Origin of the sequence: Rhodanobacter denitrificans, from assembly GCF_000230695.2 — a bacterium.
Taxonomy (GTDB): Bacteria; Pseudomonadota; Gammaproteobacteria; order Xanthomonadales; family Rhodanobacteraceae; genus Rhodanobacter; species Rhodanobacter denitrificans.
Genome location: NC_020541.1, coordinates 785,625 through 812,613 on the forward strand (window position 1 = coordinate 785,625; position 26,989 = coordinate 812,613).

Below are 26,989 nucleotides of genomic sequence, written 5' to 3' on the forward strand. Positions count from 1 at the left end.
AAAGCTCAATGATGCCCCGAGAACGGCACCATCTTGCGCAGCGTGGACGGCGCATGCGGCCACTTGGCGTCGCTCAGGTACGGGTGGTTCGGGTAGTTCAGCGCCAGCACCTGGCGGCTCTGGTCGGCCAGGGTCTTCTGGTCCAGCGCCAGGTAGCTGCGGGTGAGGATGGCCAGCGCATCGCCGGTCTGCGATGCCTGCTGGTAATGCTCGATCACGTACTGCGCGCGGTCGGCGGCGGCGACGTAGGCCTTGTTGCGCAGGTAGAACTCGGCCACGTTGATCTCGTGCTCGGCCAGTATGTTGCGCAGGTAGATCATGCGCTGGCGCGCATCGGCGGTATACGCACTGTCCGGGAAGCGCCGCGACAGCTCGGCGAAGTCGTCGAACGACTGCAGGTTGTAGCCCTGATCGCGACGCGACTGCGAACCTTCGCGGTTGATGAAGCGCTCGATCACGCCGCTGGTGCGGTCGAAGTTGATCAGGCCGCGCAGGTAGTAGGCATAATCGACGTGCTTGTTGGCCGGGTAGGTCTTGATGAAGCGGTTCACGGTCGACAAGGCATCATCGGGCTGGTTGTCCTTGTATTGCGCGTAGGCCATCTCCAGTTGTGCCTGCTCGTTGTACTCGCCCGACGGGAAACGCGCGATCAGGCGCTGGTAGGCCTTGGTGGCGGCGGCGTAGTCGGCGTTCTGCAGCGAGGCGTGCGCGTTGTCGTACAGCGCGACCAGCGGCATCGTGTCGATGGTTTCGCGTTTCGACTTGAACATCGAACAGGCGCTCATCGACACGACGAGCATCAGCACCACAAGCACTTTGAGTACAGGCAATTTGGGCATCGGCAGCCGGGGTGGGTCGATCGTTGGGCGCATAAGGAAGGAGTTCGGATGTTTGAGCGAAAAGGCATGATAGCCGAAACCGGCCACAGCCCGTGGAGGCCGGCATGACCACGATCCGGCACGAGGCGGAGGTGCCGCTGGGGGCGGCGGGACGCAGGTTCGACCAGGCGCTGGCCGAGATGTTCCCCGATTATTCGCGTTCGCGGCTCAGCGGTTGGATCAAATCCGGCGCCGTGACCCTGGACGGCGCGCAGGCGCCGCCGCGGCAGCTGCTGCGGGGCGGCGAGCGGGTGTGCCTTGAGGTCGAGCTGGAAAACGAGGTGTCCAGCGCGGCGGAGGACATCGCGCTGACCATCGTGCACGAGGACGCGCACCTGCTGGTGCTGGACAAGCCGGCCGGGCTGGTGGTCCATCCCGGCGCCGGCAACCCGGCCGGCACCCTGCTGAACGCGCTGCTGCACCACGACCCGCAGCTGGCCGAACTGCCGCGCGCCGGCATCGTGCACCGGCTGGACAAGGACACCTCCGGCCTGATGGTGGTGGCGCGGACCCTGCCGACGTACACCGCGCTGGTCGACCTGCTGTCGCGCCACGAAGTGGAGCGCCAGTACGAAGCGGTGGTGCTGGGCACGCTGGTGGCCGGCGGCACGGTGGATGCGCCGATCGGGCGCAGCATGGGCGACCGCCTGCGCCAGGCGGTACGCGACGAGGAAGACGGCAAGCGCGCGGTGACCCACTACCGCCTGCGCGAGCGCTTCCGCGCGCACAGCCTGCTGCAATGCCAGCTGGAAACCGGCCGCACCCACCAGATCCGCGTGCACCTGGCGCATATCGGCCATCCGCTGGTCGGCGACCCGCTGTACGGCGGCGGCCTGAAGCTGCCCAAGGGCGCCAGCGCGGAACTGGCTGCCACCCTGCGCGGTTTCCGCCGGCAGGCGTTGCATGCCGAGAAGCTGTCGTTCATCCACCCGGCCAGCGGCGAGGCGCTGTCGTTCGGCGCGCAGCGGCCGGCCGACCTGCAGGCGCTGATCGAGGCGCTGCGCGCGGACCTGGCCGAGCACGGTTCGGATCGCTACTGAGGGCAAGCGCCAAGGAACGCCGCCGGTGCCTGTGCGATGCTTCCCGAATCCCGAATCCCGAATCCCGAATCCCGAATCCCGAATCCCGAATCCCGAATCCCGAGAAAATGACCGAAACCTGGATCTTCCCCGACTGGCCGGCCCCGGCCCGGGTCCACGCGGCGATCACCACGCGACAGGGGCCAGGCATTTCGGCGCCGCCGTTCGACCGTTTCAACCTCGGCCTGCGCAGCGGCGACGACATCGACGCCGTGCAGGCCAACCGCAGCGCGCTGCAGCAGGCACTGCGACTGCCGTCGGCGCCACGCTGGCTGCGTCAGGTGCACGGTACCGGCGTGGCCGAACTGGGGCCGCTGCCCAGCGCGGACGAGCCGCAGGCGGATGCGGTGGTGTCGCACATTCCCGGCACGGTGCTGGCCATCCTCACCGCCGATTGCCTGCCGGTGCTGTTCTGCGCCGACGACGGCAGCGAGATCGGCGTGGCCCACGCGGGCTGGCGCGGGCTGGCCGCCGGCGTGCTGGAAGCCACGCTGACCCAGTTGCAAACGCCACCGGCGCGCCTGCTGGCGTGGCTGGGGCCGTGCATCGGCGCAGCCTCGTACGAGGTGGGCGAGGAAGTGCGCGCGGCCTTCACGGCTACCGACGCCGCGGCCGCCGCCCACTTCGCGCCGACGCGTCCCGGCCACTGGCGCTGCGACCTCGCCGCGCTGGCGCGGCGCCGATTGCAGGCGTCCGGCGTCCGGCATGTCCACGGCGGCGGCTTCGACACGCTGGCCGATCCGCGCTTCTATTCCTACCGCCGCGACGGCGCCCGCAGCGGCCGCTTCGCCAGCCTGGTCTGGCTGGACCACGCCTGATGTTCCGTTGCGGCCCCGACCGGCCCGGCCTTTCACGCCGCTTGCTTGAATCGCCTGCCACAGTCCGCATCTAAGCGGGCAGTGGCGGCATGGCCCGCCAGAACCATTCATCTCTTGCGGGGATCATTGCGATGCGGATGGACAAGCTCACCTCGCGTTTCCAGCAGGCGCTGGCCGACGCACAGTCGCTGGCCGTGGGCCGCGACCACAACATGCTCGAACCGGTGCACGTGATGGCCGCGCTAGTGGCCCAGCAGGGCGGCTCGACCGCGCCGCTGCTGACCCAGGCCCAGGTCAACGTGCCGCTGCTGACCCAGCGCGTCAACGACCTGCTGGAACGGCTGCCGAAGGTCAGCGGGCAGGAAGGCAACATCAACCTGGGCAACGACCTCAACCGCCTGCTCAACCTCACCGACAAGCTGGCGCAGCAGCGCGGCGACCAGTTTATCGCCAGCGAACTGTTCGTGCTGGCGGCGCTGGAGGACAAGGGTGAACTGGGCGCCGCGCTGAAGGCGGCCGGTGCGACCAAGCCGCATCTCGAGGCGGCGATCGAGCAGTTGCGCGGCGGCGAGAAGGTGCAGAGCGAGAACGCCGAGGAGCAGCGCCAGGCGCTGGAGAAGTACTGCATCGACCTCACCGCGCGCGCCGAGTCGGGCAAGCTCGATCCGGTGATCGGCCGCGACGAGGAGATCCGCCGCACCATCCAGGTGCTGCAGCGGCGCACCAAGAACAACCCGGTGCTGATCGGCGAGCCCGGTGTGGGCAAGACCGCGATCGTCGAGGGCCTGGCCCAGCGCATCATCAAGGGCGAGGTGCCCGAGGGCCTGCGCGACCGCCGCGTGCTGGCGCTGGACATGGGCGCGCTGATCGCCGGCGCCAAGTTCCGCGGCGAATTCGAGGAGCGGCTGAAGGCCGTGCTGAGCGACCTGTCCAAGCAGGAAGGCCGGGTGATCCTGTTCATCGACGAGCTGCACACCATGGTCGGTGCCGGCAAGGCCGAGGGCGCCATGGACGCAGGCAACATGCTCAAGCCCGCGCTGGCGCGCGGCGAGCTGCATTGCATCGGCGCCACCACGCTGGACGAATACCGCAAGTACATCGAGAAGGACGCCGCGCTGGAACGGCGCTTCCAGAAGGTCTTCGTGGGCGAGCCGAGTGTGGAGGACACCATCGCGATCCTGCGCGGGTTGAAGGAACGCTACGCGGTGCACCATGGCGTGGAGATCACCGACCCGGCGATCGTCGCCGCGGCCACGCTGTCGCATCGCTACATCGCCGACCGCCAGCTGCCGGACAAGGCGATCGACCTGATGGACGAAGCGGCCTCGCGCATCCGCATGGAGATCGACTCCAAGCCGGAGGAACTCGATCGGCTGGAGCGCCGGCTGATCCAGCTGAAGATCCAGCGCGAGATGCTGAAGAAGGAGAAGGACAGCGAGTCGAAGCAGCGCCTGGCCGATCTGGAAACCGACATCGGCAAGCTCGAGCGCGAGTTCTCCGACTTGAACGAGATCTGGAAGTCCGAGAAGGCTGCGCTGCAGGGCACGACCAAGGTGAAGGAGCAGATCGAGCAGGCGCGGCAGGAGCTCGATGCCGCCCAGCGCCGGCAGGACTACGCCAAGATGAGCGAGATCCAGTACGGCAAGCTGCCGGAACTGGAAAAGCAGCTGGCCGCGGCGCAGGCCGCCGAGACGCAGGGCTTCAGGCTGGTGCAGACCCGCGTCACCGCCGAGGAGATCGCCGAGGTGGTCAGCCGCTGGACCGGCATCCCGGTCAACAAGATGCTGGAAGGCGAGCGCGACAAGCTGCTGCACATGGAGGACGCGCTGCACCAGCGCGTGGTCGGCCAGGACGAGGCGGTGCACGCGGTGTCCGACGCGATCCGCCGCTCGCGCGCCGGCCTGTCCGACCCGAACCGGCCGAACGGTTCGTTCCTGTTCCTCGGCCCCACCGGCGTGGGCAAGACCGAGCTGTGCAAGGCGCTGGCCGAGTTCATGTTCGACACCACCGACGCGATGGTGCGCATCGACATGAGCGAGTTCATGGAGAAGCACGCGGTGAGCCGGCTGGTCGGCGCCCCGCCGGGCTACGTCGGCTACGAGGAAGGCGGCTACCTCACCGAGGCGGTGCGCCGCCGGCCGTACAGCGTGATCCTGCTGGACGAGGTGGAGAAGGCGCATCCGGACGTGTTCAACATCCTGCTGCAGGTACTCGACGACGGCCGCCTCACCGACGGCCAGGGCCGCACCGTGGACTTCCGCAACACCGTGATCGTGATGACCTCGAACCTCGGCTCGCAGATGATCCAGGATGCGGCCGAGAGCAACGGCGACGCCGAAGAGCAGTACACCCAGATGAAAGCGTCCGTGCTTGGCGTGGTGCAGGCGCACTTCCGCCCGGAGTTCATCAACCGGCTCGACGAGATCGTGGTGTTCCGCCCGCTGGACAAGAGCCAGATCCGCGCGATCGCGAAGATCCAGCTGGAATACCTGGAAAAGCGCCTGGCCGAGCGGCAGCTGAAGCTGGACGTCGGCGACGATGCGCTGGCCCTGCTCGGCAACGTCGGCTTCGATCCGGTGTATGGCGCGCGGCCGCTGAAGCGGGCGATCCAGCAGCAGCTGGAGAACCCGCTGGCCAAGCAGATCCTCGAAGGCCGCTTCCAGTCGGGCGACACGGTGCAGGTGGTCGCCGATGGCGGGAAGCTGCTGTTCCGCAAAGTCTGACGCAGGCCCCGGGGACGATGGTCGTCCCCGGGACGCCGTGCGACGGCCGGGGTGGTTCCGGCCTGCCGCACGGATCGCCGCCGATGGTCAGTCGAGGTCGAGCGTGTCCTTGCTGCCCTGGCGGCGGCGCTGTTGCTTCTGCTGGTAGCGGGCTTCGCAGCCGTCGCGCTTGACCATGGTGCAGTCCAGATAATCGGTGGCCTCGATCAGCGCCGCGCGCACCGCCTTGCTGGCCGGGGTCTTCTTGGCATGGGCGAAGTCGCCGCCGACGCCGCTGACGTAGCCGCGCAGGTTGACGCCGCCGTTGGAGCTGCGCCCTTCGACGGTGCGCGAATACACTACTTCCGAGGTCTCCGCGTCGACCACCCGCAGGTCGATCGCGACATAGGCCTTCGACTTGCCGCCGCCCACGCGGAAGCCGGCGATGTTGAGGCCGCCGGTGTTGGAGGTGTCCTCGGTGTACGCCGCGACGCTGCCGGTGACCGGGTACTGCGGGCCGGTGATGTTGCCGGTGTGCGGGCTGCTGCCTGGGCGCATGTGCGAGCAGGCGGGAAGGTCCTGCTCGGCCAGCACGGCGTCGATCTTCTGCCGCTCGATCACCTCGAAATCGCCGGTGGCACTCAGCTCGTTGCTGAGCACGTCGGCAAGCTGCCGGCCGACGTCGCCGTTCCACCAGTTGGCGGAGCTGGTGTCGTTGGTGAAGTCGATCACGGCGACGGTCATGGTCGGCGCCTCGCGCGCCATCGTGACGCCTGCGCTCAGGGTCAGGGCCAGGGCCGCGCCCGGCATGCTTGTACGGTTCACGGGTTTCATGAACTCCCCTCCAGTCGATGACGCACTGCGTTTCCCATTGGTTGTCGATCCACACTCGCCGCTGGCGGCACAAGCCGTCAGCGAAATCCGTCAACGGATGGCGGCAGGGACGACGCAAAAGGCGGTGGGGAGGCCAGCCATGAAAAAGCCCCGGACTGGCCGGGGCTTTGGGTCCAATGGCTTGCGTCGATTTACCAGCGGTACGCCACCTTGCCGTAGACGTAGGCGCCGTTGAAGCCGAACGGCGAACTCGAGCTGTACGGCAGGATGCCCGAGGTGCTGTTGGCGGCGATCACCTTGTCCGGGTATTCGTCGAACACGTTGTCCGCGCCGAGGGTGAAGGTCCACTGGTCCAGCGTGTAGTCGCCGGCCAGGTCCAGCACCCACTTGGCGGCGAAGGTCTGGTCGTTGGCCGCGTTGTTGTTCAACACGGTGAACTTGCCGTAGCGCGACAGCGTGGAGCGCAGGCCCCAGTGGCCGAGCGTCCAGTCGCCGCCGAGGGTGAACTTGTCGCGCGGCGCGCCGACCGTGATGCGGCCTTTCTCGGTGCGCCCCATACGCTGCAGGTTGAGCCCGTTCTGGGCCAGGATCGCCGGGTTCGGCCGGGTGTTGAGGATGTCGGTCTTGTTGTAGTTGTAGCCCAGCGTCAGGTTGAGCCCGCCGCCGGCCAGTTCGGTGCGCCAGCTGCCCACGATGTCGACGCCGCGGGTGCGCGTGTCCACCGCGTTGGTGAAGTAGCGCCCGCCGGTGACGCCGGGGAAGCCGTGCGCGGTGAGGTAGGTGGTAACCGCGCTGCCGGTGAGGTTCTCCGACAGCACGATGCGGTCGCCGATGCGGATCTGGTAGGCGTCGACGGTCAGCGCGGTGCGGTCGGTGGGCTGCAGCACCAGGCCCAGGCTGTAGTTGACCGATTTCTCCGCCTTCAGCGGCTCGGCGCCGAACGCGCGTCCGACCGGGCTGTTCACCGGGAACGTGCGCACCTCGTAAGGCACGCTGCTGATGAACACGGTGGAGGTGGTGGAGTAGTTCTGCTGGGCCAGCGACGGCGCGCGGAAGCCGTTCGAGGCGGTGGCGCGCAGCGCGACCTTGTCGGTGAACGCATAGCGCGCGGAGAGCTTGCCCGAGGTGGTGTTGCCAAAGTCGCTGTATTTCTCGTGGCGTACGGCCAGCGAGCCGCTCAGCTTCTGGGTAAGGTCCGCGTCCAGCTCGCCATACACGGCGTAGCTGTGGCGGCTGTTGGAGTTGGCATCGGACGGACGGAAGCCGGGGAACACCTGCGAACCGCCGCCGAAATACGAGGTGGGGTCGCCGGCGTCGATGGCGTAGTTCTCGTGGCGGTACTCGCCGCCGAACGCCAGGGTCAGCGGGCCGGCCAGGCCGCCCACGTCGAAGTCGCGCGAGAAATCCGCGTTGAGCAGTTTCTCGGTGTTGTTCAACCTGCCGGCGTAGAAGTGGGTGGGGCTGGTCGGGCCGAGCTGGGTGTTGAGGCTGTGGTTGACGTCGAACTGCAGGCTGTTCTTGCCGTAGTTGCCGCTGAGGTCCCAGTGCCAGTAGTTCGCGGTGGTGCCGCGGATGCCGGCGACGAAGGCGCGGTCCTTGGAGGCGGTGGCGATCAGCGGCAGGAAGCCGTCGGGGTAGATCGCGCGGATGTTGCGGCTGTCCAGGCCCGGACGGTAGAAGCCGGCGGATTCCGCGTTGCGGTTGTTGGCGTTGGCGAACGCGTAGACGTTGACGTTCGGCGACAAGTCGTACTGGCTGTTGAGGAACACCGACTGGTGGGTGACCTCGGGGTCGCCGAAGCGCTGGTTGACGCGGGCGTAGCTGGGGTCGGCCGGGTTGCGCAGGTCCGGCCCGGCGCGGTCGGTGTAGCCGTCCTTGCCCACCGCGGCGGCCACGCGCAGCCAGCCGTCCTGGCCGAGGTGGAAGCCGATGTCGCCGCTGCCTTCGCGCTGCAGGCCGTCGCCGGCGCTGTACTGGCCCACGCTGGCGGCCACGCTGCCGCCGTCGGCGCCGTCCTTCAGCACGATGTTGACCACGCCGGCGATCGCGTCGGAGCCGTATTGCGCGGCGGCGCCGTCGCGCAGCACCTCGATGCGCTTCACCGCGGTGATCGGGATCGCGTTGAGGTCCACCGGCGAGGAGCCGCGACCCTGGGTGCCGTTGAGGTTGACGATCGCGCCGGTGTGGCGGCGCTTGCCGTTCACCAGCACCAGCACCTGGTCCGGCGACAGGCCGCGCAACTGCGCCGGGCGCGAGCCGTCGGTGCCGTCGGTGAGCGAGGGGCGCGGGAAGTTCAGCGAGGGCAGCAGGCGCGACAGCGCCGTGGCCAGCTCGGTGGTGCCGGTACCCTGCAGGTCGGCGGGGCTCAACACGTCGATCGGCGCCAGCGACTCGCCGGCGGTGCGGTTGGACACGCGCGTGCCGGTGACCACCACGGAATCGAGGTTCTTGGCCTTGGCCGGGGTGGCTTGGCTGGCATCCTGTGCGGCGACATTGCCGGCCAGGGCCAGCAGCACCGCAGCGGGAAGCCACGCCAGGGCGATCGGGTTGGAACGTTTGCTCATGGAAGCTCTCCGGTTCGTGGTTTGCCGCATCGCAGCAAATGCAGACTAGTGGTGCGCCATTGCTCCGTCAATAGACGTATAGACGTCTATCAGTCCAAATGTCGCAACGACCCCTTCGTGTGTGCTGGGGGAACATGAGGCGGCAGGCCGGCCCGGGTTCGCCCCTGATCCGCAGGCTACTACCATGGGCAAGGCGCCCGCCATGCGCCGCCTGCTACATTGAAATCCTGCCGCACACGCCGATAATGGCCTGTTGCCGGCCCCGCGATGGCCGGCGTGCCCGGAGTTCCCATGCCCATCTACGAATTCGAATGCAGCCATTGCGGTCACCGCTTCGACCGCCTGCAGAAGTTGTCCGATACCGACCCCACCGTCTGTCCCGCCTGCGATGCGCCGCACCTGCGGCGGATGGTCAGCGCACCGTCGTTTCGGCTCGCCGGCAGCGGCTGGTACGAGACCGACTTCAAGAAGAGCGGCGAGAAGAAGCACAACCTGGCCGGCGATGCCGGCCAGTCCGGCACCGCAGCGGCTGCCCCGGCGCCGGCCTCCGGCGACTCCGGAAGCAGCGCCAGCTGAACCGCTGGGATGCCCGGCCGGTTGCCGCGTTCGGACGCGGGATATGCTGATTCCGAACGACTCCGGCGCGGTGCCGGGGCGGCATGAACGAGGAGGCGGAGCATGCGGGCAGTCGGCAGGTGGGCGGTCGGGATCATCGTGGCCGGACTGGGGGGCGGCCTGCTGGGAGTGGCCCCGCCGGCGCAGGCGCAGTCGGATGCGCCGGTGCGCTGCGTGAGCAACGACGGCCACTACGCGCGCTGCGCCGTGCCGTGGCGGTACGTCGAGCTGTACAAGCAGGAGTCGACGGCCGTCTGCCTGCGCGGCGAGAGCTGGGGCATGGACTACGGCACGCTGTGGGTCGATCGCGGCTGCCGCGGCCTGTTCGGTCCGGCCGAGCGCGATGACTACGCCTACGGCAACCGTGATCGCGGCCGTTACGACGACCGCGACGACGACCGGGGCGACTGGCGCCCCGGACCCGGCTGGGATCGCCGGATCAGCCTGCAGTGCGACAGCAACCAGAAGAAATACCAGATGTGCCAGGTCGACGTGGGCCGCCACGGTCGCGTGCGGTTGGGCCGGCAGTTTTCCGACGCGAATTGCGTGGAGGGCTACAGCTGGGGCTGGAACCGCGCCGGAGTGTGGGTGGCGCACGGTTGCCGCGGCCAGTTCCTGGTCGACCGGCGCTGGTAGCGCGGCCCGCCGCGGTGCGCGGCAGTGGTAGACTTTGCGGTCTTTTCCCTTGCCTGAAGTCGCCGCGGCGACGCCGGAGTTCCAACGCATGCGCACGCATTACTGCGGCCTCATCGACGAGGCGCTGATCGGCCAGACCGTCACCCTGTGCGGCTGGGTCAACAAGATCCGCCTGCAGGCGCACGTGGCGTTCGTCGACCTGCGCGACCACGAGGGGCTGGCCCAGGTGGTGATCGATCGCGACAATCCCGCCGCGTTCGCCATCGCCGGCGAGCTGGGCTACGAGTACTGCGTGCGCGTCACTGGCACGATCCGCCCGCGGGTGTCGGTCAACGACAAGCTGAAGACCGGTACGGTCGAGTTGCTGGCCGACACGGTGGAGGTGCTCAACGCCGCGAAGGACCTGCCGTTCGCGCTGCACGAGAACCCGAACGAGGACCTGCGGATGACCTACCGCTACCTCGACCTGCGCCGCCCCGAGATGCAGGCGATGATGCGCAAGCGCATCAAGCTGGTGCAGGCGCTGCGCCGCTACCTCGACGCGCGCGGTTTCCAGGACGTGGAGACGCCGATCCTGACCAAGGCCACGCCGGAGGGCGCGCGCGACTACCTGGTGCCCAGCCGCGTGCATCCGGGCCAGTTCTACGCACTGCCGCAGTCGCCGCAGCTGTTCAAGCAGATCCTGATGGTGGCCGGCTTCGACCGCTACTACCAGATCGCCCGCTGCTTCCGCGACGAGGACCTGCGCGCCGACCGCCAGCCGGAGTTCACCCAGCTCGACCTGGAGTTCGCCTTCGTGGAAGAGAAGGACGTGCAAGACTTCGTGGAGGAACTGATCCGCCACGTTTTCCGCGAAGTGCAGAGCGTCGAGCTGGACGCGGCGTTCCCGCGCATGACCTGGATGGAGGCGATGCGCCGCTTCGGTTCGGACAAGCCGGACCTGCGCATCGCGCTGGAGCTGGTCGACGTGGCCGACGCGGTGAAGCACGTCGAGTTCAAGGTGTTCGCCGAGCCGGCCAACGACCCGGCCGGCCGCGTCGCCGCGCTGCGCGTGCCGGGCGGCAGCACGCTGTCGCGCAAGGACATCGACGGCCTGGCCGAGTACGCCGCGCGCTACGGCGCGAAGGGTCTGGCCTGGCTCAAGGTCGAGGACCTGGCCAAGGGCCGCGACGGCATCAACTCACCGGTGGCGAAGTTCCTCGACGACGCGGCGCTGGACGGCGTGCTGAAGGCCACCGGCGCGCAGAGCGGCGACATCGTGTTCTTCGGCGCCGGCGCGTGGAAGACCGTCAGCGACTTCATGGGTGCATTGCGGCTCAAGCTCGGCAAGGATCGCGGCCTGGTCGCGGACAGCTGGAAGCCGCTGTGGGTCACCGACTTCCCGATGTTCGAGTACGACGCCGAGGCGCAGCGTTTCGTGGCCCTGCATCACCCGTTCACCGCGCCGAAGGTGGATGATGCCGCCCAGCTGCGCGCCGACCCGCACAACGCGGTGAGCCGCGGCTACGACATGGTCTTGAACGGCAACGAGATCGGCGGCGGCTCGATCCGCATCCACCGGCCGGAGATGCAGAGCACGGTGTTCGAGCTGCTCGGCATCGGCGCCGAGGAGGCCGAGATGAAGTTCGGCTTCCTGCTGAAGGCACTGAAATTCGGTGCACCGCCGCATGGCGGCCTGGCGTTCGGCATCGACCGCATCGCGGCCTTGATGGCCGGCACCGAGTCGATCCGCGACGTGATCGCCTTCCCCAAGACCACCAGCGCGCAGGACCTGATGACCGATGCGCCCTCGCCGATCGCCGCGGCGCAGCTGAAGGAGCTGCACGTGCGCGTGGCGACCGACGGCGAGGCTGCCGGCTGAGCCGCCGGCAGTTGCGCTCGCGTCACGGCGGCGGTACGCCATGAGCGATCACGTGATCCTGCTGCACGGTCTGTGGATGCGCGGTTTCGCGCTGTCCATGCTGCACCGCCGGCTGATGGAGGCAGGCTTCCGTGTGCACCGCTTCGATTACCTGAGCGTGGCGGCCACCCAGCAGCGCATCCTGGACCGGTTGCAGGCACGCATGGCCGCGCTGGCCGGGGAGGCCGACGCGGTGCACCTGGTCGGCCACAGTCTGGGCGGCTTGCTGGCCTTGCGCGCCTGTCTCGACGGCACCCCGCCGCCCGGTCGCATCGTCTGCCTGGGCTCGCCGCTGAAGGGCAGCGCCGCGGCGCGCGGTTTCGCCGCCTGGGGCCGCGGCGGCGAGGTGCTGCTGGGGCACAACCGCGAACTGCTGGAACAGGGCTTCGAACGCTGGGACGGGCCGCGCGAGGTCGGTGTGATCGCCGGGCGCCTGCCGCTCGGCCTGGGCGCCATGCTCGGCCACTTCGCCGGCGAGCACGACGGCACGGTGGCAGTGGAGGAAACCCGCCTGGCGGGGGTGACTGCGCACCGCGTGGTCGAAGCGAACCACACCGGCCTGCTGTTCTCGCAGGAGGTGGCGCGACTGGTGGCGGAATTCCTGCGCCACGGCCGGTTTCCGCCCGCCGCGGCCTGAGGCGTCATGCCGCGGTTCGGTGGGGCGGCGTGGCCGGCACGCGGGCCGAATTCAGGTAAAATTGAGCGCTTGTCCACTCGCTTCGTGCAGGAATCGTCATGGGTAGAGGCCCGTCCATCGAAGGTCGCAAGAACGCCGAAGACGCCAGGCGCGCCAAGGTGTTCACCAAGCTGATCCGCGAGATCACCGTCGCCACCCGTTCCGGCGTCGCCGACCCTGGCGGCAACCCGCGCCTGCGTGCGGCAATCGACAAGGCCCTGTCGGCGAACATGACCAAGGACACCATCGAGCGCGCGATCAAGCGTGGCTCCGGCGCCGACGGCGGTGCCGACATGCAGGAACTGCGCTACGAAGGCTACGGCCCGGCCGGCATCGCGCTGATCATCGAGTGCTTCACCGACAATCCCACCCGTACCGTGGCCGACGTACGCTACGCGCTGACCAAGCATGGCGGCAACCTTGGTACCTCCGGTTCGGTGGCGTTCCAGTTCACCCGCTGCGGCGAGCTGGTGTTCGCCACCGGCGACGACGCGGCGGCCGAGGAAAAGGTGCTGGAGGCGGCGCTGGAAGCCGGCGCCGACGACGTGATCAACGAGCACGGCGAAAGCACCGTGCTGTGCACGCCGGAGAGCTTCGAGGCGGTGCAGCAGGGCTTGATCGCCGCCGGGCTGAACGCCCAGCACGCCGGCGTGGTGATGCGCCCGAACAACCGCGTCGAGGTGCCGGAGGAGGCGCTGGAGCAGTTGCTCGACCTGCTGGAGAAGCTCGACGCGCTGGACGACGTAAGCGAGGTGTCGCACAACGCCGCCTTGCCGGCGGCCTCGTGACGGGATTCGTGGACCGGGGGCCGGGATTCGGTACGAGCAAAGAGTCGGGCGGTTCGGCGCGACTCCATCCACCAAAGAAGTGAAGGCGCCCGCTGTGGCTTCCCCCGAATCCCGAGTCCAAAATCCCGAATTCCGGCATGTGCGGATCATCGGCATCGACCCCGGCAGCCAGCGCACCGGCGTGGGCATCATCGACGTGGACGATGCCGGCAGGCTCAGCCACGTCTTCCACGGCGCGCTGGCGGTGGCCGGCGAGGCCAGCTTTCCGCTGCGCCTGAAACGCATCTTTGACGAACTGTGTGACATCATCGCGACCCACCAGCCGGCCGAGTGCGGGGTCGAGCGCGTGTTCATGGCGCGCAATCCGGATTCGGCGCTGAAGCTCGGACAGGCGCGCGGCGCCGCGATCTGCGCGGTGGTCAGCCAGGGGATCGTGGTGCACGAATATGCAGCAACCGAAGTGAAGCAGTCCGTGGTCGGCAGCGGTCGCGGCGACAAGACCCAGGTGCAGCACATGATCGGCGTGCTGCTCGGCCTCAAGGGACCGCTGCAGGCCGATGCCGCCGATGCGCTGGCGGTGGCGGTGACGCATGCGCACACCCGCGCCAGCCTGGCCCGCGTCGGCATTCCGCGCACGGCCTGGAGGCGGCGCCGGTGATCGGGCGCCTGCGCGGCACCCTGATCGGCAAGCAACCGCCGTCGCTGCTGGTCGAGGTCGGCGGCGTCGGCTACGAGGTCGAGGCGCCGATGTCGACCATCTACGACCTGCCGGGCCTCGGCAAGGAAGTGGTGCTGCTCATCCACCACGCGGTGAAGGAAGACAGCATCACGCTGTACGGCTTCCTGCACGAAGCCGAACGCACGCTGTTCCGCAACCTGCTGAAGGTCAGCGGGATCGGCGCGAAGATCGCGCTGGCGGTGTTGTCCGGCGTGTCCACCGACCACTTCGCGCGGCTGGTGCAGGCCGGCGACGTGGTCGCGCTGACCAAGATCCCCGGCATCGGCAAGAAGACCGCCGAGCGCATCGTGGTGGAGTTGCGCGATCGGCTCGATGGCATGTCGGGCATTCCCGGCGCCACGCCGCGTGCGGCCGGTGCGCCGCTGGATGCCGCCGGCGAAGCGACCGTGGCGCTGCAGCAGCTGGGCTACAAGCCGGTCGAGGTGAGCCGGCTGGTGCAGAAGGTCGCCGCCGAGGGCGACGACGCCGAAGCGATCATCCGCAAGGCGTTGCGCGCGGCGCTCGGGGGCTGATCGTGGGCCGGCAGAACAACCCGATCGAGACTGCGTCGGACGCCCGGCGCCGGTTGCGGACGCTGGCGCTGGGCGCGATCGGCGTGGTGTTCGGCGACATCGGCACCAGCCCGCTGTACACCATGAAGGAAACCCTCGGCACGCACGGCATGACGCCGACCGAGCCGGCGGTGCTCGGCGTGCTTTCTCTGGTGTTCTGGTCGCTGATCATGGTGGTCTCGCTGAAGTACGTCACCTTCGTGATGCGTGCGGACAACAAGGGCGAGGGCGGCATCATGGCGCTGATGGCGCTGGCGCAGCGTTCGATGAGCGGCTCGGCGCGCGCGCGCTGGGTACTGGCCGGCTTCGGCATCTTCGGCGCGGCGCTGTTCTACGGCGACGGCGTGATCACCCCGGCGATCTCGGTGCTCGGCGCGGTCGAGGGCCTGCAAGTCGCCGCGCCCGGCCTGGGCAAGTACGTGGTGTGGATTGCGCTGGCGATCCTGCTCGGCATGTTCGCGGTGCAGCGGCACGGCACGCACAAGGTCGGCAAGGCGTTCGCGCCGGTGATGACGCTGTGGTTCGTGGTGCTGGCGGTGCTCGGCGTGCGCCAGATCATCGCCAACCCGCAGGTGCTGTACGCGATCAATCCGCTGCATGCGGTGCGCTTCTTCCTCAGCCACGGCAATACCTCCTTCATCGCGCTCGGCGGCGTGGTGCTGGCACTGACCGGTGCCGAGGCGCTGTATGCCGACATGGGCCACTTCGGCAAGAAGCCCATCCGGCTGGCCTGGTTCGGCTTCGTGCTGCCGGCGCTGCTGCTCAACTATTTCGGTCAGGGTGCGCTGCTGCTGGCCGATCCGCTGGCGATCTCCAGCCCGTTCTACCTGATGGTGCCCGAGTCGCTGCTGTATCCGATGATCGTGCTGTCGGCGGCGGCGGCGGTGATCGCCTCGCAGGCGGTGATCTCCGGCGCGTTCTCGATGACCCGCGAGGCGATGTCGCTGGGCTATTCGCCGCGGCTGGCGGTGGTGCACACCTCGCGCGAGATGTCCGGGCAAATCTTCGTGCCGTGGGTCAACCGGATGCTGATGGTGCTGGTGATCCTGGCGGTGCTCGGCTTCCGCAGCTCGGACAACCTGGGCGCCGCCTATGGCATCGCGGTGACCGGCACCATGACCATGACCACCTTGCTGGCGCTGGTGGTGGCGCGCAAGCGCTGGCACTGGAGCTGGCTGACGGTGGTGCTGGTCGGCGTGCTGTTCCTGATCATCGACCTGTCGTTCTTCGGCGCGAACCTGCTGAAGGTCGCGCATGGCGGCTGGTTCCCGCTGGTGCTGGGCGTGGTGCTGTTCACGGTGATGACGACCTGGCGCCGCGGCCGCGAGCTGGTGGTGCGCGAGATCAAGCAGGGCGGGCTGGCGCTGGCGCCGTTCATCGAGAACATCGCCGAGCACCCGCCGTTGCGCGTGCCGGGCACGGCGATCTTCCTCACCGCGAACCAGCATGCCGTGCCGCATGCGCTGCTGCACAACCTCAAGCACAACAAGGTGCTGCACGAACGCAACGTGCTGCTGACGGTGGAGACGCTGGAAACGCCGGTGGCCGAGGCCGACGAGCGCATCGCGATCACCCCGATGGCCGGCAACTTCTTCGGGCTGGAGCTGCGCTTCGGCTTCGCCGAGGATCCGAACATCCCGCTGGCGCTGACCCAGTGCACACGCGAGGGACTCGGCTTCGACATGATGGACACCACCTTCTTCCTGTCGCGCGAGACCATCGTGGCCGACGCACGTCGCCCCGGCATGGCGCTGTGGCGCGACAAGCTGTTCGCGTTCCTGTCGCGCAACGCGATGCCGGCCACCGCGTTCTTCCAGATCCCCGGCAACCGGCTGATCGAGCTGGGCGCGCAGGTCGAAATCTGAGCCGACCTTGTAGGAGCCCGCTTGCGGGCGATGCTCTTGCTTCGGAGCCCGCGGCGGAAAGGCATCGCCCGCAAGCGGGCTCCTACAAGTGCGTGGCCGGCCTGCCATAATGCCGGCATGACCGACCACCGCATCATCACCGCCGCCGCCCAGCTCGATGACGAGGCGCTGGAAGCCACCATCCGGCCGAAGCGGCTGGCCGAGTACCTGGGCCAGCAGGCGGTGCGCGAGCAGCTGTCGATCTACATCGAGGCGGCGAAGAAGCGCGGCGGCGCGCTGGACCACGTGCTGGTGTTCGGCCCGCCGGGGCTGGGCAAGACCACGCTCAGCCACGTGATCGCGAACGAGCTGGGGGTCAACCTGCGCTCCACCTCCGGCCCGGTGCTGGAGCGCGCCGGCGACCTGGCCGCGCTGCTGACCAACCTGGAGGCGAACGACGTGCTGTTCGTCGACGAGATCCACCGCCTGTCGCCGATCGTCGAGGAAGTGCTGTACCCGGCGATGGAGGACTTCCAGATCGACATCATGATCGGCGAAGGCCCGGCCGCGCGCTCGATCAAGCTGGACCTGCCGCCGTTCACCCTGATCGGCGCCACCACCCGCGCCGGCATGCTCACCGCGCCGCTGCGCGACCGCTTCGGCATCGTGCAGCGGCTGGAGTTCTATACCGCCGACGAGCTCACCGCGATCGTGCGCCGCGCCGCGAAGATCCTCAGCATCGCCTGCGCGCCGGAAGGGGCGCAGGAAATCGCCCGCCGCTCGCGCGGCACGCCGCGCATTGCCAACCGCCTGCTGCGCCGGGTGCGCGACTACGCCGAGGTGCGTGCCGGCGGCGAGATCACCCTGGCGGCGGCGCAAGCTGCGCTGGACATGCTGAAGATCGACCCGCAGGGCTTCGACGAGCTGGACCGGCGCCTGCTTGGCCTGATCATCGAGAACTTCGACGGCGGCCCGGTCGGGGTGGAGTCGCTGGCCGCTGCGCTGAGCGAGGATCGGGGCACGCTGGAGGACGTGGTCGAGCCGTACCTGATCCAGCAGGGCTATCTGATCCGTACCGCCCGTGGCCGCATGGTCAGCGCCAGAGGGTGGCGCCACCTGGGACTGACCCCACTGCCGCGGCAGGCGCCGCCCGCCGACCTGTTCGATGCCGGAACCGACGATGCCTGAATCCGCTCCCGAACCGCCCTTCAGCTGGAACGTACGGGTCTACTGGGAAGACACCGACGCCGGCGGCGTGGTCTACCACGCCGGCTACCTGCGCTTCATGGAGCGCGCCCGCAGCGAGTGGATGCGGGCGCTGGGCGTCGACCAGATGGCCTTCAAGCAGGCCACCGGGCTGGCCTTCATGGTGCGCGACATGCACATCGACTTCCTCAGGCCCGCCCTGCTGGATGATGAACTGTCGGTAACGGTCGAAGTCAAAGAACGGCGCGCAGCCAGTATCCTGTTCGCCCAGACGATCATGAAGAAGGACGGCAGCTGCCTGATCCGCGCCAGCGTGCGGGTGGCCTGCGTCGACCTCCAACGCATGCGGCCGGCGCCGATTCCGGCCGACCTGATCCCGCAACCCGCACCTCAAGACAACCCAAGCCGATAGGCGGAGAACCTGCAAGCAATGAACGGTGGACTGAATGTTTTCACGCTGATCGCGGATTCGAGCGTGCCGGTAAAACTGGTACTGCTGATCCTGCTGGTGTTCTCGTTCCTGTCCTGGGTCATCATCATCCGCAAGTACTCGCAGACCAAGGCGGCGATGGAGAATGCCGAGGAATTCGAGGAACGCTTCTGGTCCGGCGGCGATCTGGCCCAGTTGTTCCGCGAGGTCAGCAACCGCCACGGCGGCACCGGCGGCATCGAGAACATCTTCGAGTCGGGCTTCCGCGAATTCGCCCGCCAGCGCCAGCGCAAGACGCACGATACGCGCAGCGCGATCGAGGGCTCCGAGCGCGCCATGCAGGTGGCCGGCACGCGCGAGATCGGCCTGCTCGAGCGCAACCTGGAGTTCCTCGCCAACGTCGGCTCGATCAGCCCGTACGTCGGCCTGTTCGGCACCGTGTGGGGCATCATGGGTGCGTTCCAGGGCCTGGGCGAGATGAAGGACGTGACCATCGCGGTGGTCGCGCCGCACATCTCCGAGGCGCTGATCGCCACCGCGATGGGCCTGTTCGCGGCGATCCCGGCGCAGTGGGCGTACAACCGCTACGCCACCAAGGTCGAGCGCATCGCCTCGCGCTACGACGTGTTCCAGGAAGAGTTCTCCTCGGTACTGCAGCGGCAGATCCAGACCGACGACGTCGCCTGAGCGGAGAGCAGCCATGCGAACCTCCGGGCGCCAGCGGCGCTACAAGCTCAAATCCGAAATCAACGTGGTGCCGTACATCGACGTGATGCTGGTGCTGCTGATCATCTTCATGGTCACCACGCCGATGATGAACTCCAGCGTCGACGTGCAGCTGCCGCAGGCCAACGCCAAGTCGCTGCAGCAGAAGAAGGACCCGGTGCTGGTCTCGGTGCTGCAGGACGGCCAGCTCTACCTGACCCTGAGCGGGGCGAAGAAGGAACTGGTCGATGCCGACACGCTCAAGCTCAAGGTAGGCGCGTTCGTGCGCGAGAACCCCGAGGTCAGCGTGCTGGTCGGCGGCGACGAGCGCGGCAGCTACGGCGGCGTGTTCAAGGTGCTGGCCGATCTGCAGCAGGCCGGGGTGGCCAAGGTCGGCCTGATGGGCCAGCCGGGCGAGACGGCCGGCCAGGGCAAGAGCCCCTCCGATGGACGAAAGTAAGGCGACGCCGAAGGCGGTCGTACTTTCCGCCATCCTGCACATCGGCATCGTGGGGTTCCTGTTCCTCGCGGTGCTGCCGTGCTCGACCTACGAGAACGTGTTCAACGCGCTGCACCTGCCGGCGTGGATGAACCCGATCACCTGTTCGAAGCCGCTGGAACTGCAGGGGCCGATCATCGAGGCCACCCTGATCGGCCCCACCGGTAGCCCGCCGCCGAAGGCGGTCAAGGCCAAGCCGGTGCCCGACTCCACCCCGCCGCCGCCCACCGTGCCGCCGCCGACGCCGCCCAAGATCGAGGCGCCGGAGGTGAAGACGCTGCCGCCGCCGCCCAAGCAGCCCGACCTCAAGGATCAGGAGCGGGTGGTGGAGGAGGCTGCGCTGAAGGCTGAGGAGGCCAAGCAGCTGCAGGAGGAAAAGCAGCGCCAGCGGCAGGCCGAGCTGGATGCGCAGGCGGTCAAGCAGAAGCAGGAAAAGCAGAAGCAGATCGAGGACCTGTTCGCCAAGATGGACGCTGCCGCGCAGCAGACGCGCAAGCTCGACAACAAGGCCAAACAGGCCAAGCAGCAGTTGGAGGATCTGAAGAACGCCCAGGACAATGGTGCCCCGGACCTGCCCAACGCGGCGCAACGCCAGACCGGCAACAACAGCCCGAACAGCAACCTCGCCGACGAATATGCAGCGGCCATTCAGAATGCGGTCACGCCGAACTGGTTAAGGCCGGATAACATACCGGCAGTTCCGTGTCAGGTTCATATCGTGCAGTCGCCCGGCGGTGACGTGATGAGTGCCACCGTCGATTCCAGCTGTCCGTACGACGATGCCGGCCGGCGTTCGGTCGAGAATGCGGTATTGCGCACCAAGACCTTGCCGTACAAGGGTTTCGAAAGCGTGTTCCAGCGCAACCTCACCTTCACCTTCAGGCCGCAATGATCAAGCCCATGCGCAAATTCAGCCCAAGCTTCGCCGCCATCCTGTTGGCCGTGGTGGCGTTGTTCGCCGGCCCGGCCGCCGCCCAGTCGCTGAATGTCGACATCGTCGGCGGCGTCAAGACCGCCACCCCGATCGTGGTGGTGCCGTTCGCCCAGGCCGGCGGCGCACCGCTGTCGACCGACGTCGCCGACGTGATGCGCAACGACTTCAACCGTTCCGGCAAGTTCCGCTCGCTGGCCAAGAGCGACATCGTGGAGTTCCCCTCCAGGGGCCAGGACATCAAGTTCCCGACCTGGCGGTTGCTCAAGCAGGACTATATCGTGGTCGGCAACATCACCGACGCCGGCAACGGCATGGTCCAGGTTGAATACGAGCTGTGGGACGTCAACAAGCAGCAGAGCCTGCTGCACCAGCAGATGCCGCCGACCCCGCTGGGCGACCTGCGGGGGGTGGCGCACCAGATCGCGGACATCATCTACCAGAAGATCACCGGCGTGCGCGGCGCGTTCTGGACCCGCATCGCCTACATCACGGCGGTGGGCCTGGGCAACCACACCACCTATTCGCTGATCGTGGCGGATTCGGACGGCTACAACCCGCAGGTGGTGGCGCGCTCGAAGGAATCGCTGCTGACGCCGGCGTGGTCGCCGGATGGCCGCAAGCTTGCCTACGTCTCGTTCGAGAGCGGCAATTCGTCGATCTACGTGCAGGACATCACCACCGGCTCGCGGCAACTGGTGGAATCCCACCCGCGGGGCATCAACGGTGCGCCGGCGTGGTCGCCGGACGGCAGCAAGCTGGCGGTGGCGCTGTCCTACGTCGGCAACCTGGAGCTGTTCGTGCTGGACGTGGCCAGTCGCCGCGAAACCCGGCTGACCAACAGCCTTTCGATCGACACCGAGCCGGTCTGGGCGCCGGACGGCCAGAGCATCTATTTCACCTCCGACCGTTCCGGCCGGCCGCAGATCTACCAGGTCCCGGCCAGTGGCGGCACGCCGCAGCGGATCAGCTTCCAGGGCCAGAGCAATCTGAATGCCGACGTGAGCTACGACGGCAAGCAGATCGCCATGGTGCAGGGCAACGGGAACGTGTATCGTATTGCCATCATGGATCGCAGCCTGGGTGACCAGGTGCGTTTCCTCTCGCCGGGCCCGATCGACGAGTCCCCGAGTTTTGCTCCGAATGCCAGCATGCTGCTTTACGCCGCTACCGAAGGACGTCGCGGCGTGCTGTATGCCGTATCGGCTGACGGTCTGGTTCGCCAGCGCCTCGTGCTTTCCGATGGCGACGTGCGCGAGCCCGCCTGGGGGCCGTATCGGCAACGTTGATTTTCCAGGCTGCTGCACGCGAGTGCGGCAGCCTGATGCCCAGGGAGTGGGCCCGAACGGCGCCGCGAGGCGCGTTTCGGTTTCCGGCTGTGGCGCTTTGCCGCGTCAAAAGCCAGTCAGGGCGATGGTGCAGTATCACGTACCGTCGATCTTTCAAGTGTCAAAATAACAGCCGGACAACCGGCGTCAGCTGTCCCGTAACCTCAGTCGTCATCGTTTGTCGGAACTCAACCCGTAAGGAACGTCACCATGAATAAGACCGTTCGCGTCGCCCTGGTTGCCCTGCTCTGCGTAGGCGCGGCCGCTTGCTCCAAGAAGCAGGAAGTCAAACCCCAGCCCGCCCCGGAGCAGGCTGCTCCGGCCCAGGCACCCGTCTCCGACGGCAAGTACACCCCCGCCGACCTCGATACCGATGCCTGCCTGCGTCAGCGCGTCGTGTACTTCGACTTCGACAAGACCGAGATCAAGCCGGAGTTCCAGCAGATCATGGCGTGCCACGCCAAGTACCTGCAGGATCGCCCGACCTCGCACATCCGTCTCGAAGGCAACGCCGACGAGCGCGGTTCGCGCGAGTACAACCTCGGCCTCGGCGAGCGCCGCGGCAATGCCGTCTCCGACGCGCTGCAGGCGAACGGCGGCTCGGCCAGCCAGCTGGAAGTGATCAGCTACGGCAAGGAAAAGCCGGTGTGCCGTGAGCACAACGAGGATTGCTGGAGCAAGAACCGCCGCGTCGAGATCGTCTACACGGCGCAGTAATGATGAAGCGACTGGCTAACAGCTTTGCAGCCAGGTGCAGCATGGCGGGCGCGATCGCGTCCGCCATGCTGTTCGCGTTCCCGGCCTTCGCGCAGGACTCGCGGTTGAGCCTCGCCGATCGCGTCGCGCGGCTGGAACAGCAGGCACAGAACAAGGACCAGTCCGGTACCGGCCTGGTCAACCAGATGCAGCAGCTGCAGGCCCAGGTGCAGCAGTTGCAGGGGCAGGTCGAAGAGCTGCAGCACCAGTTGCAGACGCTCGACGACAAGAACAAGGCCCAGTACACCGACCTCGACGCCCGCCTCGGGCGCCTCGAGGGTGGCCGTGCGGGTGCCGCCGCTGCGTCAGGCAGCAACCCGCAGGCGCAGGCCGGCAACCCGGCAGCGGCAGCGAGTGTCGTTGCCGCCGCCAATCCGGCGGCTGGCCGACCGGCCGCGAATGCGGGCAGCAACAGCGCCACCGCCGGCGATCCGGCCGCGGCCCAGACCGCCTACGACGTGGCCTTCAAGGCGATTCGCGCGGGCAATTATGTGGAAGCCTCGCGCGAGTTCCGCAGCTTCATCCAGCAGTATCCGAACCATGCGCTGGCGCCGAACGCCTGGTACTGGCTCGGCGAGTCGTACTACGCCACCACCAACTACCCGGTGGCGCTGGAATCGTTCCAGCAGTTGCTCAGCCAGTTTCCGCAGAGCGACAAGGCACCCGACGCGCTGCTCAAGGTCGGCTACAGCCAGCTGGAACTCAAGCAGACCGCGGCAGCGAAAGCCACGCTGACCCAGGTTGCCAGCAAATACCCGGGCTCCAAGGCGGCCAGCCTGGCCCAGGAACGCCTGCAGCGCCTGCAACTGCAGTCGGGCAACTGAGTAGGTAGCGGATGAGCGGCGATGACGCGCGCAAGGCGTCCGGCACGCCTGCCGCGGCGGTTGCCGAGCGGCTGCGCATCACCGAGATCTTCCATTCGATCCAGGGCGAAGCCGACGCGATCGGCTGGCGCACCGTGTTCGTGCGCCTCACCGGCTGCCCGCTGCGCTGCGTCTGGTGCGATACCGAGTATTCGTTCTACGGCGGCAACTGGCACGCGATCGACGATATCCTCGCCGAGGTCGCCACGCACGGCGCGAAGCACGTCTGCGTGACCGGCGGCGAGCCGCTGGCGCAGAAGCGCTGCCTGATCCTGCTGCGCCGGCTGTGCGAGGCCGGCTACGAGGTTTCGCTGGAAACCTCCGGCGCGCTGGACGTTTCTGCGGTCGACCCGCGCGTGCGCAAGGTGATGGATCTCAAGGCGCCCGGCTCCGGCGAAAGCGCGCGCAACCTGTGGTCGAACCTCGACCACCTGTTGCCGCACGACCAGATCAAGATTGTCCTCGCCAGCCGCGCCGACTACGAATGGGCGCGTGCGGTGCTGGCCGAGCATGCGTTGGCGGATCGCTGCATGGTGCTGTTCTCGTCGGTCTGGGGCAAGGTCGAGCCGCGTGAGCTGGCCGAGTGGATCATCGCCGACAAGCTGCCGGTGCGTTTCCAGTTGCAACTGCACAAGCTGCTGTGGAGCGACGCACGAGGGAAATAGGCGAGAAGTGAGTGCAGAGGAATGAGAGGTGAGCGGCAAGCGCGCCGTGTACGCTCACTCCTCACTCCTCTCCACGCACTCCTGTTTTACGCGCCGTGGCCTGTGTCGCTGCATGCGCTTTCCGGCCGGTGACCGGCTGTACCCCAGTGGATGAACCCCATGTCTGAAACACCTCCCCGCAAGGCCGTCGTGCTCGTCTCCGGCGGCATGGATTCGGCCGTTACCATCGCCATCGCGCGAGAGCAGGGTTACCAGGTGCACGCGCTGAGCGTGGCCTACGGCCAGCGCCACAGCTCGGAGCTGGCTGCATCCGACCGCGTGGCGAAGATGCTCGGTGCGATCGAGCACAAGACCGTCGGCATCGACCTGCGCAGTATCGGCGGCTCCGCGCTGACCGCCGATATCGATGTGCCGCTGGATACCGCCGACAGCGACGCCATTCCGGTGACCTACGTGCCGGCGCGCAACACCATCATGCTGTCGATCGCGCTGGGCTGGGCCGAGGTGCTCGGCTCCAGCGACATCTGGTGCGGGGTCAACGCGGTCGACTACTCGGGCTATCCGGATTGCCGCCCCGCTTTCATCGCGGCGTTCGAGCAATTGGCCAATGTCGCCACGAAGGCCGGTGTGGAAGGCGCCGGCATCCGCATCCACGCGCCGCTGATGCGCATGAGCAAGGCCGACATTGCGCGCGAAGGCCAGCGCCTCGGCGTGGACTTCTCCGCCACGGTCAGCTGCTACCAGGCCGACAGTGATGGTCGCGCCTGTGGCCATTGCGATGCCTGCAGGTTGCGCGCGCAGGGCTTCCGCGAGGCGGGGCTGGCCGATCCCACGCGCTACGCCTGAGCGCCGGGCGCGCTTGCTTGTGCCGCTGTCGCCCAGCCCGTAAAATTGACCGCTTGAGTTTTGCCATGACGGGTCGTTAGCTCAGTTGGTAGAGCAGTAGACTTTTAATCTATTGGTCCCGGGTTCGAGTCCCGGACGACCCACCAGTTTTCAGAGCGCCCCAATGGGCGCTTTTTTTTCCTGCCGGCGGCCGTGTGCGGCTTCAGCCGTCGTCGCGGGCAACGGTCCAGGCCGAGGTCATCGCGCGGCGAAGTTGTTGCGGCGAAACCGGCTTGTACAGCAGCGGGATCTTCGCGGCGATGATTTCGCGCAGGCAGTCGATGCGGGTTTCGCCGGTGACCAGCAGGCGCGCGAACGGCGTGTTGCCATCGCGCCGGTAGTGCTGGTCGAGCGCGGCGAAGACGTCGGGGCCGCGTTCGCCGCCGCGCAGGAGCAGGTCGCAGATCACGATATCGGGCGGCCCCGGCCAGTTTTCGACGGCCTCCAGCGCCTGCAGCCGGTCCTCGGCCACTTCCACCTTGCAACCCCAGCTGCGCAGCAGGAAGCGGATGCCGGACAGGATGGCCGGGTCGTCGTCCACGACCAGCACACGCTTGCCGGCCAGATCGGCGGGTTCGTCGTCGTCGGGCTCCGACAAAGCCGCCCGCGCGCCGGCGCCCGGCAGCAGGAAATGGAACACGCTGCCTCGGCCGAGTCGGGATTTCACCTGAACTTCGGTATCGAGCAGCTCCGCCAGCCGCTGCACCGTCGCCAGCCCCAAGCCCAGGCCCGAACGTGAGCCGTCGTCGAGTCCGGTGTCGGGGTGGTCGTCGATGCGGTAGAACTCGTCGAACACGCTGGGCCGGTGCTCCGGCGCGATGCCGCGGCCGGTGTCCCACACCTCGATGCGCACCCGGCCGTTGCCGGCGCGGCGGGCGCCGACCAGCGTGCCGCCGTGATGCGTGAAGCGCAGGGCGTTGCTGACCAGGTTGTTGAGGATGCGGATGAGCATGGTGCGGTCGCTGCGTACCCACAGCCCGGCAGGGTGGGTGGCCAGCTGCAGCCCGCGCTGCTCGGCGACCATGTCGAAATTGCGGCTGACTTCGGCGAAGACCTGGTCGAGCGGAAACTCGCTGACCTCGACTTGCACCGTACCGGTTTCCAGCCGCGACAGATCGAGCAGTTCGCCGAACAGGTGGTCGAGCGATTGCACGCATTCCTGGATGTGCGCGATCCGGTCCAGCCGCTGCGGATCGTGCTCGTCGACCGCCAGCGCGGAGGAGAGCAGGGTAAGCGCGTACAGCGGTTGGCGCAGGTCGTGCGAGGCCGCCGCCAGGAAGCGCGACCTGGCCAGACTGGCCGCTTCCAGCGCGGCATTCTTGCGGGCCAGTTCCTGCGTGGCCTGCTCGATCTGCTGTTCCATGCCGAGTTGTATGTCGTGCAGTGCCGCGGCCGCTTGGTTGAAGCCCTGCTGCAGTTCGCCGATTTCGGTGCGATCGGTCACTGCCACCATCACCTGGCGGCTGCCCTGGCCCAGTTGCCGCACGGCACCGGCCAGGTGGCGCAGCGGCGCGCTGATCCGGCGCGCGGCCTGCCAGCCGATCATGCCGGCAACGAGCAGGCTCAGTGCCAGGGCGATCAGCGCATAGCGCAGGCTGGCGCGTTGCGCGGCGATCGCATCATGCAGGCTCACATCCACCAGCACCGAGCCCAAGGCGTCTTTTTCCGATTGCTCGCGATCGACCACATTGCGCACCACGGTCAGGGTTTCCCGCGGATCGCGGCTGGTATCGGGCTCGTGATGGTCGGCCAGGATCTGGCCGGCATCGCTGCGGATCTGCACGCGCGTCACGTGTGGCAGTTCGCCGACCGAATCGGCGATTCGAGCCAGTTCGCGCAGTTGCTCCGTGCGTAGCGGCTGCAGGCTGATCGAGGCCGCCTGGGTGGCGATGGCCTCGGCGTTGTCGTGCGCGACCTGGCGCAGGTTGGCCAACTGGCGCTGGGTCAACAGGGTCACCAGCAGCGCGGCGGTGACCAGGGCGGGCACCAGCGCCACGAAGGCGAGGCGCTGCGTCAGCGTCGTGCGCTGCCACAGGCGCGCAGGCCAGGACTTGGTCGCCATGTCCATCTGCCCCATACCTCCCGCGCATTGCCCCG

At 67.9% G+C, this 26,989-nt stretch carries 25 protein-coding genes and 1 tRNA gene; 22 read left to right on the forward strand and 4 right to left on the reverse strand.

The window, feature by feature from the left end:
* Positions 1-5: 5 nt before the first annotated feature.
* Positions 6-872, reverse strand: coding sequence for an outer membrane protein assembly factor BamD (locus tag R2APBS1_RS03400; RefSeq protein WP_041676855.1), 867 nt, complete (start codon positions 870-872; stop codon positions 6-8).
* A 71-nt stretch (positions 873-943) separates the two neighbouring features.
* On the opposite strand from R2APBS1_RS03400, the gene rluD reads away from it, so the two are divergent.
* The 3 genes from rluD (at position 944) to clpB (ending at position 5,498) form a co-directional block, all read left to right on the forward strand.
* Entirely contained in the window at positions 944-1,918 is a 975-nt protein-coding gene (gene rluD / locus R2APBS1_RS03405; protein WP_015446888.1) for a 23S rRNA pseudouridine(1911/1915/1917) synthase RluD, read from the forward strand.
* 107 nt (positions 1,919-2,025) lie between these two features.
* A complete protein-coding gene (pgeF, locus tag R2APBS1_RS03410; RefSeq protein ID WP_007507335.1) occupies positions 2,026-2,775 on the forward strand; it encodes a peptidoglycan editing factor PgeF in 750 nt (249 codons plus the stop codon).
* A 131-nt stretch (positions 2,776-2,906) separates the two neighbouring features.
* The gene (clpB, locus tag R2APBS1_RS03415) at positions 2,907-5,498 is read left to right on the forward strand and encodes an ATP-dependent chaperone ClpB (protein ID WP_015446889.1); all 2,592 of its coding nucleotides are present in this window, start codon (positions 2,907-2,909) and stop codon (positions 5,496-5,498) included.
* A gap of 87 nt (positions 5,499-5,585) precedes the next feature.
* On the opposite strand, the gene R2APBS1_RS03420 is transcribed toward clpB, so the two are convergent.
* Both R2APBS1_RS03420 and R2APBS1_RS03425 read right to left on the reverse strand, forming a co-directional pair.
* A complete protein-coding gene (locus R2APBS1_RS03420) occupies positions 5,586-6,311 on the reverse strand; it encodes a CsgG/HfaB family protein (protein WP_015446890.1) in 726 nt (241 codons plus the stop codon).
* A gap of 191 nt (positions 6,312-6,502) precedes the next feature.
* Entirely contained in the window at positions 6,503-8,875 is a 2,373-nt protein-coding gene (locus R2APBS1_RS03425; protein WP_015446891.1) for a TonB-dependent receptor plug domain-containing protein, read from the reverse strand.
* Positions 8,876-9,166: 291 nt separating this feature from the next.
* Here R2APBS1_RS03425 and R2APBS1_RS03430 point away from each other — a divergent pair, with 291 nt between their 5' ends.
* The 19 genes from R2APBS1_RS03430 to R2APBS1_RS03520 all read left to right on the forward strand — a co-directional run bounded on the left by R2APBS1_RS03430 (position 9,167) and on the right by R2APBS1_RS03520 (position 24,999).
* The gene (locus R2APBS1_RS03430; RefSeq protein WP_015446892.1) at positions 9,167-9,451 is read left to right on the forward strand and encodes an FmdB family zinc ribbon protein; all 285 of its coding nucleotides are present in this window, start codon (positions 9,167-9,169) and stop codon (positions 9,449-9,451) included.
* Between the two features lie 102 nt (positions 9,452-9,553).
* Positions 9,554-10,126 carry a DUF3011 domain-containing protein gene (locus R2APBS1_RS03435; protein ID WP_015446893.1) on the forward strand — a complete coding sequence of 191 codons (573 nt, stop codon included), beginning with the start codon at positions 9,554-9,556 and terminating at the stop codon, positions 10,124-10,126.
* Positions 10,127-10,214: 88 nt separating this feature from the next.
* On the forward strand, positions 10,215-11,987 hold the full coding sequence (aspS, locus tag R2APBS1_RS03440; RefSeq protein WP_015446894.1) for an aspartate--tRNA ligase: 1,773 nt from the start codon (positions 10,215-10,217) through the stop codon (positions 11,985-11,987).
* A 40-nt stretch (positions 11,988-12,027) separates the two neighbouring features.
* Positions 12,028-12,663, forward strand: a complete 636-nt coding sequence (locus R2APBS1_RS03445) for an alpha/beta fold hydrolase (RefSeq protein ID WP_007507324.1) — start codon at positions 12,028-12,030, stop codon at positions 12,661-12,663.
* Between the two features lie 98 nt (positions 12,664-12,761).
* Positions 12,762-13,490, forward strand: coding sequence for a YebC/PmpR family DNA-binding transcriptional regulator (locus R2APBS1_RS03450; RefSeq protein ID WP_015446895.1), 729 nt, complete (start codon positions 12,762-12,764; stop codon positions 13,488-13,490).
* Between the two features lie 139 nt (positions 13,491-13,629).
* The gene (ruvC, locus tag R2APBS1_RS03455) at positions 13,630-14,148 is read left to right on the forward strand and encodes a crossover junction endodeoxyribonuclease RuvC (RefSeq protein WP_007507320.1); all 519 of its coding nucleotides are present in this window, start codon (positions 13,630-13,632) and stop codon (positions 14,146-14,148) included.
* On the forward strand, positions 14,145-14,741 hold the full coding sequence (gene ruvA / locus R2APBS1_RS03460; RefSeq protein ID WP_007507318.1) for a Holliday junction branch migration protein RuvA: 597 nt from the start codon (positions 14,145-14,147) through the stop codon (positions 14,739-14,741). The genes ruvC and ruvA overlap by 4 nt, the downstream gene beginning before the upstream one ends.
* 2 nt (positions 14,742-14,743) lie before the next feature.
* Complete coding sequence (locus R2APBS1_RS03465) at positions 14,744-16,645, forward strand: potassium transporter Kup (RefSeq protein WP_015446897.1); 1,902 nt, start codon at positions 14,744-14,746, stop codon at positions 16,643-16,645.
* A gap of 117 nt (positions 16,646-16,762) precedes the next feature.
* The gene (gene ruvB / locus R2APBS1_RS03470; RefSeq protein ID WP_015446898.1) at positions 16,763-17,812 is read left to right on the forward strand and encodes a Holliday junction branch migration DNA helicase RuvB; all 1,050 of its coding nucleotides are present in this window, start codon (positions 16,763-16,765) and stop codon (positions 17,810-17,812) included.
* Positions 17,805-18,242 carry a tol-pal system-associated acyl-CoA thioesterase gene (gene ybgC / locus R2APBS1_RS03475; protein ID WP_015446899.1) on the forward strand — a complete coding sequence of 146 codons (438 nt, stop codon included), beginning with the start codon at positions 17,805-17,807 and terminating at the stop codon, positions 18,240-18,242. Before ruvB ends, ybgC begins: the two co-directional genes overlap by 8 nt.
* A gap of 18 nt (positions 18,243-18,260) precedes the next feature.
* A complete protein-coding gene (gene tolQ / locus R2APBS1_RS03480; protein ID WP_007507311.1) occupies positions 18,261-18,947 on the forward strand; it encodes a protein TolQ in 687 nt (228 codons plus the stop codon).
* A gap of 13 nt (positions 18,948-18,960) precedes the next feature.
* A complete protein-coding gene (gene tolR / locus R2APBS1_RS03485; protein WP_015446900.1) occupies positions 18,961-19,425 on the forward strand; it encodes a protein TolR in 465 nt (154 codons plus the stop codon).
* Positions 19,412-20,356: a cell envelope integrity TolA family protein gene (locus tag R2APBS1_RS03490; protein WP_015446901.1), complete on the forward strand. Its 945-nt coding sequence runs from the start codon at positions 19,412-19,414 to the stop codon at positions 20,354-20,356. The genes tolR and R2APBS1_RS03490 overlap by 14 nt, the downstream gene beginning before the upstream one ends.
* Before the next feature lie 8 nt (positions 20,357-20,364).
* Positions 20,365-21,684, forward strand: a complete 1,320-nt coding sequence (gene tolB / locus R2APBS1_RS03495; protein ID WP_007507306.1) for a Tol-Pal system beta propeller repeat protein TolB — start codon at positions 20,365-20,367, stop codon at positions 21,682-21,684.
* 249 nt (positions 21,685-21,933) lie between these two features.
* Entirely contained in the window at positions 21,934-22,440 is a 507-nt protein-coding gene (pal, locus tag R2APBS1_RS03500) for a peptidoglycan-associated lipoprotein Pal (protein ID WP_007507303.1), read from the forward strand.
* Positions 22,440-23,303, forward strand: coding sequence for a tol-pal system protein YbgF (ybgF, locus tag R2APBS1_RS03505; RefSeq protein WP_484587428.1), 864 nt, complete (start codon positions 22,440-22,442; stop codon positions 23,301-23,303). Before pal ends, ybgF begins: the two co-directional genes overlap by 1 nt.
* Positions 23,304-23,314: 11 nt before the next feature.
* Positions 23,315-24,007, forward strand: coding sequence for a 7-carboxy-7-deazaguanine synthase QueE (gene queE, locus R2APBS1_RS03510; protein ID WP_015446904.1), 693 nt, complete (start codon positions 23,315-23,317; stop codon positions 24,005-24,007).
* Positions 24,008-24,166: 159 nt separating this feature from the next.
* Complete coding sequence (gene queC / locus R2APBS1_RS03515; RefSeq protein ID WP_015446905.1) at positions 24,167-24,853, forward strand: 7-cyano-7-deazaguanine synthase QueC; 687 nt, start codon at positions 24,167-24,169, stop codon at positions 24,851-24,853.
* Positions 24,854-24,923: 70 nt separating this feature from the next.
* Positions 24,924-24,999 (forward strand) — tRNA-Lys (locus R2APBS1_RS03520).
* A 56-nt stretch (positions 25,000-25,055) separates the two neighbouring features.
* On the opposite strand, the gene R2APBS1_RS03525 is transcribed toward R2APBS1_RS03520, so the two are convergent.
* Positions 25,056-26,954, reverse strand: a complete 1,899-nt coding sequence (locus R2APBS1_RS03525) for an ATP-binding response regulator (RefSeq protein ID WP_236126995.1) — start codon at positions 26,952-26,954, stop codon at positions 25,056-25,058.
* Between the last annotated feature and the right edge of the window lie 35 nt (positions 26,955-26,989).

Coding starts and splice junctions, on each gene's coding strand:
- R2APBS1_RS03400 (WP_041676855.1), bottom strand. CDS start 872: ATGCGCCCAACGATCGACCCACCCCGGCTGCCGATGCCCAAATTGCCT.
- rluD (WP_015446888.1), top strand. CDS start 944: ATGACCACGATCCGGCACGAGGCGGAGGTGCCGCTGGGGGCGGCGGGA.
- pgeF (WP_007507335.1), top strand. CDS start 2,026: ATGACCGAAACCTGGATCTTCCCCGACTGGCCGGCCCCGGCCCGGGTC.
- clpB (WP_015446889.1), top strand. CDS start 2,907: ATGCGGATGGACAAGCTCACCTCGCGTTTCCAGCAGGCGCTGGCCGAC.
- R2APBS1_RS03420 (WP_015446890.1), bottom strand. CDS start 6,311: ATGAAACCCGTGAACCGTACAAGCATGCCGGGCGCGGCCCTGGCCCTG.
- R2APBS1_RS03425 (WP_015446891.1), bottom strand. CDS start 8,875: ATGAGCAAACGTTCCAACCCGATCGCCCTGGCGTGGCTTCCCGCTGCG.
- R2APBS1_RS03430 (WP_015446892.1), top strand. CDS start 9,167: ATGCCCATCTACGAATTCGAATGCAGCCATTGCGGTCACCGCTTCGAC.
- R2APBS1_RS03435 (WP_015446893.1), top strand. CDS start 9,554: ATGCGGGCAGTCGGCAGGTGGGCGGTCGGGATCATCGTGGCCGGACTG.
- aspS (WP_015446894.1), top strand. CDS start 10,215: ATGCGCACGCATTACTGCGGCCTCATCGACGAGGCGCTGATCGGCCAG.
- R2APBS1_RS03445 (WP_007507324.1), top strand. CDS start 12,028: ATGAGCGATCACGTGATCCTGCTGCACGGTCTGTGGATGCGCGGTTTC.
- R2APBS1_RS03450 (WP_015446895.1), top strand. CDS start 12,762: ATGGGTAGAGGCCCGTCCATCGAAGGTCGCAAGAACGCCGAAGACGCC.
- ruvB (WP_015446898.1), top strand. CDS start 16,763: ATGACCGACCACCGCATCATCACCGCCGCCGCCCAGCTCGATGACGAG.
- ybgC (WP_015446899.1), top strand. CDS start 17,805: ATGCCTGAATCCGCTCCCGAACCGCCCTTCAGCTGGAACGTACGGGTC.
- tolQ (WP_007507311.1), top strand. CDS start 18,261: ATGAACGGTGGACTGAATGTTTTCACGCTGATCGCGGATTCGAGCGTG.
- tolR (WP_015446900.1), top strand. CDS start 18,961: ATGCGAACCTCCGGGCGCCAGCGGCGCTACAAGCTCAAATCCGAAATC.
- R2APBS1_RS03490 (WP_015446901.1), top strand. CDS start 19,412: ATGGACGAAAGTAAGGCGACGCCGAAGGCGGTCGTACTTTCCGCCATC.
- tolB (WP_007507306.1), top strand. CDS start 20,365: ATGCGCAAATTCAGCCCAAGCTTCGCCGCCATCCTGTTGGCCGTGGTG.
- pal (WP_007507303.1), top strand. CDS start 21,934: ATGAATAAGACCGTTCGCGTCGCCCTGGTTGCCCTGCTCTGCGTAGGC.
- ybgF (WP_484587428.1), top strand. CDS start 22,440: ATGATGAAGCGACTGGCTAACAGCTTTGCAGCCAGGTGCAGCATGGCG.
- queE (WP_015446904.1), top strand. CDS start 23,315: ATGAGCGGCGATGACGCGCGCAAGGCGTCCGGCACGCCTGCCGCGGCG.
- queC (WP_015446905.1), top strand. CDS start 24,167: ATGTCTGAAACACCTCCCCGCAAGGCCGTCGTGCTCGTCTCCGGCGGC.
- R2APBS1_RS03525 (WP_236126995.1), bottom strand. CDS start 26,954: ATGGCGACCAAGTCCTGGCCTGCGCGCCTGTGGCAGCGCACGACGCTG.